The organism is Nocardia sp. NRRL WC-3656 (assembly GCF_000720265.1).
Classification (GTDB): Bacteria; Actinomycetota; Actinomycetes; order Mycobacteriales; family Mycobacteriaceae; genus Nocardia; species Nocardia nova.
In genome coordinates this window covers 1-9,274 of the sequence record NZ_JOJF01000059.1, presented here as the reverse complement: position 1 = coordinate 9,274, position 9,274 = coordinate 1, and the positions used below count along the sequence as shown (strand labels likewise).

Annotated in this window: 10 protein-coding genes; 7 read left to right on the top strand and 3 right to left on the bottom strand. The window is 69.0% G+C overall.

The features are described from left to right. Positions 1–104: 104 nt before the first annotated feature. On the top strand, positions 105–932 hold the full coding sequence (locus IG65_RS0133435) for a class I SAM-dependent methyltransferase (RefSeq protein ID WP_030518935.1): 828 nt from the start codon (positions 105–107) through the stop codon (positions 930–932). A 5-nt stretch (positions 933–937) separates the two neighbouring features. Next, the gene (locus IG65_RS0133430) at positions 938–1,552 is read left to right on the top strand and encodes a TetR/AcrR family transcriptional regulator (protein WP_030518934.1); all 615 of its coding nucleotides are present in this window, start codon (positions 938–940) and stop codon (positions 1,550–1,552) included. Positions 1,553–1,574: 22 nt separating this feature from the next. On the opposite strand, the gene IG65_RS0133425 is transcribed toward IG65_RS0133430, so the two are convergent. After that, positions 1,575–1,949 (bottom strand): DUF1844 domain-containing protein, encoded by a 375-nt coding sequence (locus tag IG65_RS0133425; RefSeq protein WP_030518933.1) that lies wholly within the window; start codon positions 1,947–1,949, stop codon positions 1,575–1,577. A gap of 378 nt (positions 1,950–2,327) precedes the next feature. Here IG65_RS0133425 and infC point away from each other — a divergent pair, with 378 nt between their 5' ends. The 4 genes from infC to IG65_RS0133405 all read left to right on the top strand — a co-directional run bounded on the left by infC (position 2,328) and on the right by IG65_RS0133405 (position 4,646). Further along, the gene (gene infC / locus IG65_RS0133420) at positions 2,328–3,008 is read left to right on the top strand and encodes a translation initiation factor IF-3 (RefSeq protein ID WP_030518932.1); all 681 of its coding nucleotides are present in this window, start codon (positions 2,328–2,330) and stop codon (positions 3,006–3,008) included. A gap of 66 nt (positions 3,009–3,074) precedes the next feature. Continuing rightward, on the top strand, positions 3,075–3,269 hold the full coding sequence (gene rpmI / locus IG65_RS0133415) for a 50S ribosomal protein L35 (protein ID WP_030518931.1): 195 nt from the start codon (positions 3,075–3,077) through the stop codon (positions 3,267–3,269). A gap of 73 nt (positions 3,270–3,342) precedes the next feature. Continuing rightward, the gene (rplT, locus tag IG65_RS0133410; protein ID WP_025348785.1) at positions 3,343–3,723 is read left to right on the top strand and encodes a 50S ribosomal protein L20; all 381 of its coding nucleotides are present in this window, start codon (positions 3,343–3,345) and stop codon (positions 3,721–3,723) included. A gap of 71 nt (positions 3,724–3,794) precedes the next feature. Continuing rightward, complete coding sequence (locus IG65_RS0133405) at positions 3,795–4,646, top strand: RNA methyltransferase (RefSeq protein WP_030518930.1); 852 nt, start codon at positions 3,795–3,797, stop codon at positions 4,644–4,646. Between the two features lie 62 nt (positions 4,647–4,708). Here the strand turns inward: IG65_RS0133405 and IG65_RS0133400 are convergent, their stop codons facing one another. Then, positions 4,709–7,123, bottom strand: a complete 2,415-nt coding sequence (locus tag IG65_RS0133400) for an MFS transporter (RefSeq protein ID WP_030518929.1) — start codon at positions 7,121–7,123, stop codon at positions 4,709–4,711. Positions 7,124–7,308: 185 nt separating this feature from the next. Then, entirely contained in the window at positions 7,309–7,881 is a 573-nt protein-coding gene (locus IG65_RS0133395; protein ID WP_030518928.1) for a TetR/AcrR family transcriptional regulator, read from the bottom strand. 144 nt (positions 7,882–8,025) lie between these two features. Here IG65_RS0133395 and IG65_RS0133390 point away from each other — a divergent pair, with 144 nt between their 5' ends. Further along, positions 8,026–9,189 (top strand): MFS transporter, encoded by a 1,164-nt coding sequence (locus tag IG65_RS0133390; protein WP_030518927.1) that lies wholly within the window; start codon positions 8,026–8,028, stop codon positions 9,187–9,189. Positions 9,190–9,274 lie beyond the last annotated feature (85 nt).

Here is a 9,274-nt window from a genome sequence, read left to right as displayed (position 1 = left end):
GTCCTTCGGAGCCTCGAACAAGGCAAAAACCCATCAGCTACACCCCACCGCTCTGGGCATCCAGGGCACCAACCCCAGACACCTACAAACTTAGGGAGACTCCCATGACCGCGATCGTCAATACCGCCCAATCCGAGGCGTGGAACGGGTACGAGGGTGAACACTGGGCTGGGAACGCCGACCGCTACGACGCGGTGAACTCGGGGATCAACGAGCCGTTGCTGGCGGCGGCCGGTATCGCGGCGGGGGATCGGGTCCTCGATATCGGCTGCGGTAACGGTCAATTGACGCGCGAGGCGGCCCGGCGGGCGGCCTCGGCGACCGGAGTCGACCTCTCCGGGCCGATGCTCGCGCGGGCGCGCTCGCTCGCCGAAGCCGAAGGCGTGCACAATGTTTCGTTTCATCAGGGCGATGTGCAGGTGTTCGAGTTCGCGCCCGGCTCCTTCGATGTGGCGGTGAGCCGGTTCGGCATCATGTTCTTCGCCGACCCGGTGGTGGCGTTCACCAACATCGCCCGCGCGCTGGGGCCGGGTGGGCGGCTCGCGATCGCCGTACCGGCGATGTCGGATTCCGACGTCAGTGCCGTATTCGCCGCGGCGGCAACACATCTGCCCGGATTCGAGGTGGGGCACGGCTTCAACGCCTTCGCCGATCCCGCGGCCACCGCCGACCTGCTCGGCGCGGCGGGGTTCGCCGATGTCGCGAACGGACTCGTCGTCACCGACAGCGTCTGGGGCGCGGATGTCGACGATGCCACCGAATTCGTCGTGGGCTGGGGGCCGGTGCGGTATCACCGGATGCGCAACGAATTCGCCACCGATGCCGAGGTTCGGACCGCCGTCGCCGCCGCTCTCGCACCGTTCGCGGGCGACGGTCCGATCCGGTTGCGCGCGGCCTCCCGGCTCGTCACCGCCACCGTCGCACTACCGTAGGTCCCATGTCACCCCGACGGGCGGCGGCGCTGCACGACCGCGACGATCGCGATCTGCGCGCCCATCTGATCGCCACGGCCGAGAAACTGTTCGCCGAACAGGGCAGCGCCGGGCTCACCGTGCGTGCCATCGCGCGGGCGGCCGGGGTGTCCGACGGGGTGCTCTACAACCATTTCGCCGACAAGGAGGAGCTGCTCGCCGCGGCGCTGCGGGCCCACGTGGAATCGGTGGATCGGAGCTTCCCGCCGCTGCCCGCCGCCGGTAGCGGCGATCTCGCGGAGAATCTGGCGGTGTGCCTGCGCCAGGGGCTGGCGCTGCATCAGGCGGTATTGCCGGTGTTCGCGGGCCTGATCACCCAGCCCGCGGTCCTCGCCAGATTCGCCGAAACCGAAGGGCGGCAACGAATCTGGCGCGAGGAATTGGTGGTCTATCTGCGCGCCGAACGCGATCTGGGCCGACTGGCGGCCGACGCGGATGTCGATGCGGCCGCCGCCGTCCTGGTCGGCATCTGCCACGACGCGGTGCTCTCGTCGTTGCTCTCGGGAACGCCGCGTCCGTTCGCGCCGCCCCCGGTCGACGCCGTCGTCGCCACCCTGCTGTCGGGAATCGCCGTGCGGTGATCGGCGCGGCGCACGCCCGAGCTCAGTACACCGGCCCGGTGTACTTCTCGCCCGGTCCCGCGCCCGGCGCGTCCGGATGCGCCGACGACTCCCGGAACGCGCGCTGCAGCGACTGCAGACCCTCGCGGATGGGTCCGGCGTGCGGGCCCAGATATTCGACCGATGCCGTCACCAGCCCGGCGAGGGCCGTGATCACGCGCCGGGCCTCGTCCAGATCGCGACGCGGGCTGGAATCGGGGTCCTCGTCGGCGAGGCCCAGCTTCTCGGCGGCCGAGCTCATCAGCATCACCGCGGCCCGGCTGATCACCTCGACGGCGGGGATATCGGCCAGCTCCCGCACCGTTTCCGGATCCGCGGACTCACTCAGGGCCGACGGGTCGCCGGCATGCTCGCTCATATCCGTAGCATGTCATCGGGTTCGCGTCGCCGGGTTGCGGGGGCGGCCGATTGGGAGTAGGGGCGCCTCCGGTGTTAAAGTGGTCAGCGACGACCGCCCCGGTCCCGTGCTGGAACCGATCCAGCGCACCGGCTCGGGGCTGTAAGTGGAGCCCGACTCCCACCATCGGCCGGCCTGCGTGCCAGGTTCGATGGTCCGGTCACCCGCCGTATGCGGCGGGTTTCTCGCTCGGATCCGTCCGTGGCGAGGTCGAGGTGGCAGTCCTGTTCGACGGACGCCCGCGGCGACCGGTCGACATTCGGGCCCCGTGGCGGTGAAATACCGCGGCGGGGCTTTCGTGTTGGGTATGGGGTTGCAGTTGTTGCTCGCGGTCGTTGGATGACACCGCTTGACCTAGGAGGCCCCATCAGCACTGAGACCCGCATCAACGATCGCATCCGCGTGCCCGAGGTCCGACTCATCGGACCGGGTGGTGAGCAGGTGGGGATCGTGCGTGTTGAAGATGCACTACGCGTCGCCCAAGAGGCTGACCTCGACCTCGTCGAGGTCGCACCGGACGCGCGTCCACCGGTCTGCAAGATCATGGACTACGGCAAGTTCAAGTACGAGACCGCGCAGAAGGCGCGCGAGTCCCGCAAGAACCAGCAGCAGACCGTGATCAAGGAGCAGAAGCTCCGTCCGAAGATCGATGACCACGACTACGCGACCAAACGGGGACACGTGATGCGGTTCCTCGAGGCCGGGTCGAAGGTCAAGGTCACCATCATGTTCCGTGGTCGCGAGCAGTCGCGTCCCGAACTCGGTTTCCGGCTGCTGCAGCGGCTGGCCTCCGACGTCGCCGACCTCGGCTTCGTGGAGACCTCCGCCAAGCAGGACGGCCGGAACATGACGATGGTCCTCGCACCTCACAAGGGTGCGAAGACCCGGGTCAAGGCGCAGACCGCCGCGCAGCAGACCGCGCAGCGTGGTGCGGCGCCCGGCAGTTCCGCGCCCGCCGGCGGCGACGCTGCGGCCGGTTCGGCGCCCGCGCCGGAAGCCGAAGCGGCCAGCCCGCAGTAAACCGATACAGCACCGGCGGTATCGCACGACGCGATGCCGCCGGAACGAGACAAGATTGAGGAATCCATGCCGAAGATGAAGAGCCACAGCGGCACCTCGAAGCGATTCAAGGTGTCCGGTCGCGGCAAGCTGCTGCGCCAGCAGGCGAACCGTCGCCACCTGCTCGAGCACAAGTCCAGCCGCCGGACTCGTCGTCTGGACGGCACGGAGGTCGTCGCGCCCGCTGACGTCCGTCGCGTGAAGAAGCTGCTCGGTATCTGAGCGCACTCGCGCACCGTTCCCTCTCCCAACCTGTGGGCGCCGCCGCGCCCCTCGATCGAACAAGGACTGACCAGTGGCACGCGTCAAAAGGGCCGTCAACGCTCAGAAGAAGCGCCGTTCCGTGCTCGAGGCCTCCAAGGGCTACCGTGGGCAGCGCTCGCGGCTGTACCGCAAGGCCAAGGAACAGCAGCTGCACTCGCTCACCTACGCCTACCGGGACCGCCGGGCTCGCAAGGGTGACTTCCGCAAGCTGTGGATCGCGCGCATCAACGCCGCGGCTCGGCTCAACGACATCACCTACAACCGCTTCATCCAGGGCCTGAAGGCCGCGGGTGTCGAGGTCGACCGCAAGATCCTCGCCGAGCTCGCCGTCTCCGACGCCGAGGCGTTCGCCGGCCTGGTGGCGGTGGCCAAGGCCGCCCTGCCGGAGGATGTCAACGCCCCGGCCGCCTGAGCTGCGACCAGTTGACCAACACGTCGAAACGACCCGCGGAACGCGGCTCCGACGACCGGACGAATCCGGAACTGTCGGAACGCAATCCGCGGGTCGTTTCCGCTGTCAAGCTGCACCGCTCGGCATCCCGCCGCAAGACCGGCCTCTTCCTGGCCGAGGGCGCCAATTCCGTGGCCGCGGCGCTGGATACCGAGCGGGTCGAGGAGTTGTTCTACTCGAATCGCGCCGCCGAACGCGAGCACGAACTGGTCGCCACGGCCGCCGCGCTGGGGGTCCGCACGACGCTGGTGAGCGAGCGGGCCGCCGAACATCTGGGTGAGACGGTCACCCCGCCCGGTTTGGTCGCGGTCTGCCGCCTCGTGGATGTGCCACTGTCGCAAGTCGTTTCGCCGCGGCACGAGGATGCACCGGCGGCAGCGGGTGCCGTGCCGGGACTCGCCTCGGGCGCCCGGCTGCTCGCCGTCCCGGTCGAAATCGCCGACCCCGGCAATGCCGGCACCCTGATTCGCGTCGCCGACGCGGTCGGCGCCGATGGTGTGGTGCTGGCCGGTGATTCGGTGGATCCGCACAACGGCAAATGTGTGCGCGCCTGCGCGGGCAGCCTGTTCCACGTGCCGATCGCGCGCGACCGCGATATCGACGCCGTGCTGAACGCGCTGCGCGACAACGACATCACCGTGCTCGCGACCACCGCGCGCGGTGAAGTCGATCTCGACGATGCCGACGACCTGCTGCGTACCGCGGGCGAATCCGGCGGCACCGCATGGCTTTTCGGCAACGAGGCGCACGGCCTGGACCCCGCGGTCGCGGCCCGAGCCGACCACCGCATCCGCATCCCCATCCACGGCCGCGCGGAAAGCCTGAACCTGGCCGCCGCCGCGGCGATCTGCCTCTACGCCGACGCCCGGGTCCGCCACCGCTGACCTCGTGCCCCGAATATGGCTGTGGGCGCCGGATCCGAATCCGGCGCCCACGTTCACGTCGATCAGTCGCGCGGGTGCGCCAGCTCGATCACGTGGTTGTCGCCGGTGCCCGCGGCCAGGGTCAGCGTGGAGGTGGTTTCCGGGTAGCCGGACGCCACCACCGTGTAGTCGCCGACCGCGAGGTTGGCGAACAGATAACTGCCGTCGGCGTCGGTGGTGGTGCTGTCGATCACCGCACCCGCCGCGTCGACGAGGGTCACCCGGGCATCGCGCAGCGGACCGTGCGCACCGTGCACGACACCGCGCAGCTGCGCGCCGCGCGACAGCACCACGTCGAGCTGGGTGATGCCCTGGCCGGCGACCTCCGCCGGCAACGCCACCGGCTGGAACGTGGCGGCGTTCACCGCGACGGTCACCGGTCCGGGAACCAGTTCGGTCAGCGCGTAGTCGCCCTCGGGCCCGGACGCGCCCGCCGCCAGCACATCGCCGCGGCTGTCGGTGACGATCACCAGCGCATCGGCCACCGGCGTGCCGTCGTCGGCCGCCCGCACGGTACCGGCCAATCCGCTCATACCGCTCAGCCGCACATCGTGTTCCAGCGGCCGCGTGCCCACCGTGATCGGCGTGGCCTGCGGCTGGAATCCGTCGGCCGAGGCGATCAGCACATAGGAACCGGGTTCCGGGGCGTCGAGTGCGTAGTGCCCGTCGCCGCGGGCGATGGCACGGCCGATCTGGCGGCCGGTGGGGGAGATCAGGGTGAGCGCGGTGCGCGTCACCGGCGTGCCGTCACCGGCCAGGACGCGCCCGTGGACCATGATCCCGGTGCTCACGAACTCCTCCGGGACCAGGCCCGAGGCGTCCTCGGCCATGACCTGGGCCGAGAGCACCGGTTCCGGCCCCGACTCGGCGGCCTGTGCCAGCGCGCCGGTGGTCCGCAGCGCGACCTCCTTGATGAACAGCGTCAGCAGGAAGGCGACGAGCGCGATGGGTGCAGCGATGAGGAACACGTCGGCGATGCCGTGACCGTAGCCGTCCTCGACGACCGTGCGGACCGGACCGGGCAGCGCGGCGATGTTCGGAATCCGGTTGCCGCCGCCCATGGCCTGCGCCGCGGCCGGGTTCAGGTGGCTCAGACCGTCGCTGATGTAGTCCTTCACCCGCTCGGCCATCACCGCGCCGAGCGCCGAGACACCGATCGCACCGCCGAGGCTGCGGAAGAACGTCACCAGCGAGCTGGCCGCGCCGAGTTCGTGCGGCGCCACCTGGTTCTGGGTGCAGAGCACCAGGTTCTGCATCGTCATACCGATGCCCAGGCCCATCATCGCCATGTAGATCGCGACCAGCCAGTAGTTGGTGTCGTAGCGGATGGTGCCGAGCAGGCCCAGACCGGCGGTCACCAGCAAGCCGCCGGTGACCAGCCATGCCTTCCACCGGCCGGTGCGGGTGATGATCTGGCCCGACACCGTGGAGGAGATGAACAGGCCGCCGATCATCGGGATGGTCATGATGCCCGACATCGTGGGCGATTCGCCGCGTGCCAGCTGGAAGTACTGGCTGAAGAACACGGTGCCCGCGAACATCGCGACACCGATGAACAGCGAGGCGGCCGAGGCGAGGCTGATGGTGCGGTTGGCGAACAGGTGCATCGGCACGATCGGCTCGGCGGCCCGCAGTTCGGCGAAGACGAACAGCAAGGCCAGCGCGACGGCGCCGAGCACCATCGTCAGGGTCTGCCAGGAAGCCCATGCGTACTTGTCGCCGGCGAAGGTGACCCACATCAGCAGCAGGCACACCGCCGCGGTGACCAGGAAGGCACCCAGCCAGTCGACCTTCACCTCGCGCCGGGTGACGGGCAGACGCAGCGTGCGCTGCAGCACGATCAGCGCGACCACCGCGAACGGCACACCGACGTAGAAGCACCAGCGCCAGCCCAGCCAGCTGGTGTCGGTAATGACACCGCCGAGCAGCGGGCCGCCGACGGTCGCTACCGCGAACACCGCGCCCAGATAGCCGCTGTAGCGGCCGCGTTCGCGCGGGGAGATCATCGCGGCCATCACGATCTGGGCCAGCGCGGACAGACCGCCGGCGCCGATGCCCTGCACCGCGCGGCAGGCGATCAGCATGCCCGGGTTCTGCGACAGACCCGCGACCACCGAGCCGGCCACGTAGATCAGCAGTGCGATCTGGACGAGTGCCTTCTTGCTGAACAGGTCGGCGAGTTTGCCCCACAGCGGGGTGGTGGCCGTCATCGCGAGCAGGGAGGCGGTGACGACCCAGGTGTAGGCGGACTGTCCGCCGCCCAGCGTGCCGATGATCTTCGGCAGCGCATTGGTCACGATCGTGGAGGAGATGATCGCGACGAACATGCCCAGCAGCAGACCGGACAGGGCCTCCATGATCTGCCGGTGCGTCATCGCCGCCGTCTCACCCGATTCTGGGGATCTGCGCGCGGCGTCGTTCGCAGAGGTGATTGCCATCGTTCTCTTTCCGGAAGCGTTGATGCGGCGGTCGGCCGGTCGCCGATGTCGCCGCATCACAAGTGTTCGGGGGATATCAAACAAGTTGATTAACGAAAGTAACTATAATCCTGGGAGAACGCTGCGCAAAGGCCGAACGCCCGGTGTGTTCGATCACATCCGGGCGCGGCGGGCGAAACGGCTGGTCAGTCGTCCTCGAAGCAGGCGTTGATTTCCTCGGCCCAGCGGGTCGGCACCGCATCGGGTCCGATCACCTGCATGGCCGTCATCACGGTGATGAGCATGCCGGTGGCCATGAACTGGCGGGCATCGTCGGCGTCGGCGCCGGTGAGTTCGCGGACCAGGTCGTAGATGCGCCCGAACCGCTCGCGCACGTGGTCGCCGATCGCGGGATCGGCGCTGGCGGAGAAGCCGTGCAGCAGCAGGAGTGGCAGTTCCCGTTCGGCGAGGAAGGTCTCATAGCCCTTGCCGAGCGCCTTCAGCGCTTCCTGTGGGGTCACGTTCGCCGGTGCGTCGGCGCGCGCGGCGCGGAAAACCTCTTCGATCCGCGCGCAGGACTGATTGACCGCGGCGACGAACAAGCGTTCCTTGGTGCCGAACAGCCGGATCACATAGGGCTGCGACACGCCGGCGAGCCGGGCGATCTCATCGGTTTTCGTTGCGGCGTAACCGGTTTCGGCGAATGCGGTGACCGCAGCGGCCAGTACCTGCTCGCTGCGCTCGGCTGCGGTCAGCCGCGTGCGGGTCGAGTCCGCCATGGTCCTCCTCGCGATCGTCCGACGGTCACGGTAGCGCGGTGCGGGCGGGAATCGAGCCCGGCATCGCTACCTGTTGACATGTTATCAGTGGATGCATACTCTTTCGACATCAAGTTATCAGTCGATAACAACAAAGGATCTGCGATGACCTCCACCCTCGAAACCACCCCCCGTGCCGGCACGGCCGGCTCCCTCCGCCGACCGCTGGGCGCGGTCCTGGCCGCCGTCGGCATCCCGATGTTCATGGTCGCCCTGGACAACCTGGTCGTCACCAACGCGCTGCCGGTGATCCGCACCGAACTGAACGCCTCGCTGAGCGACCTGCAATGGTTCGTCAACGCCTACACCTTGTCCTTCGCGTCGCTGCTGCTCACGGCCTCCGCACTCGGCGACCGCTTCGGCCGGCGCCGGATATTCCTCGCCGGCATCGCGCTGTTCACCGCCGCGTCGGCGGCCTGTGCCCTGGCCACCGAGCCGTGGATGCTGGTCGCCGCCCGCGCGATCCAGGGATTCGGTGGCGCGGCGGTCATGCCGCTGTCGCTGACGCTGCTGTCCGACGCGGTGCCGGAGAAGATGCGCAGTGCCGCGATCGGCATCTGGGGCGGCATCTCCGGACTGGGCATCGCGGTGGGGCCGGTGGTCGGCGGCGCTGTCGTCGGCGGCCTGAGCTGGCAGTGGATCTTCTGGCTGAACGTGCCGATCGGCATCGCGGTGCTGCCCTTCGCGGCCCGGGTGCTCGGTGAATCCTTCGGCGGCGCAAGACGTTTCGATCCGCTCGGGCTGGTCTTGTCGGCGGGCGGGGTGCTGGCGATCGTGTGGGCGGTCGTGCACGGCGCCGACGACGGCTGGACCTCCGCGCCGGTGCTGAGCGGACTGCTCGGCGGAGCAGCGCTGCTGGCCGCCTTCATCGCCTGGGAAATGCGAACCCCGGCCCCGATGCTGCCACTGCGACTGTTCCGGTCGCGTGCCTTCCGGGTCAGCAACATCACCAGCTTCACCTTCGCGGTCGGCGTTTTCGGCGCGATCTTCCTGATCTCGCAGTACTTCCAGGTCGTGCGCGGCTACAGCCCCTTCGAATCCGGTCTGCGCACGCTTCCCTGGACCGCCGCGCCGATGGTCGTGGCGCCCGTGGCGGGCCTCGTCGTCGGCCGGATCGGCGCCCGCACCCTGCTGGTGGCCGGGCAGGCGATGCTCGCCGCGGCCCTGGCCTGGATGGCGACGGTGAGCACGGTCGACGCCGGCTACGGCTCGTTCATCGGCGCCATGGTGCTCGGCGGCGTCGGCATGGGCTTGACCCTAAGTTTGTAGGTGTCTGGGGTTGGTGCCCTGGATGCCCAGAGCGGTGGGGTGTAGCTGATGGGTTTTTGCCTTGTTCGAGGCTCCGAAGGACTGG

Bases quoted from the DNA above. Each gene is read 5' to 3' on its own strand.
- IG65_RS0133435 (WP_030518935.1), top strand. From the start codon at position 105: ATGACCGCGATCGTCAATACCGCCCAATCCGAGGCGTGGAACGGGTAC.
- IG65_RS0133430 (WP_030518934.1), top strand. From the start codon at position 938: ATGTCACCCCGACGGGCGGCGGCGCTGCACGACCGCGACGATCGCGAT.
- IG65_RS0133425 (WP_030518933.1), bottom strand. From the start codon at position 1,949: ATGAGCGAGCATGCCGGCGACCCGTCGGCCCTGAGTGAGTCCGCGGAT.
- infC (WP_030518932.1), top strand. From the start codon at position 2,328: ATGACACCGCTTGACCTAGGAGGCCCCATCAGCACTGAGACCCGCATC.
- rpmI (WP_030518931.1), top strand. From the start codon at position 3,075: ATGCCGAAGATGAAGAGCCACAGCGGCACCTCGAAGCGATTCAAGGTG.
- IG65_RS0133400 (WP_030518929.1), bottom strand. From the start codon at position 7,123: ATGGCAATCACCTCTGCGAACGACGCCGCGCGCAGATCCCCAGAATCG.
- IG65_RS0133395 (WP_030518928.1), bottom strand. From the start codon at position 7,881: ATGGCGGACTCGACCCGCACGCGGCTGACCGCAGCCGAGCGCAGCGAG.
- IG65_RS0133390 (WP_030518927.1), top strand. From the start codon at position 8,026: ATGACCTCCACCCTCGAAACCACCCCCCGTGCCGGCACGGCCGGCTCC.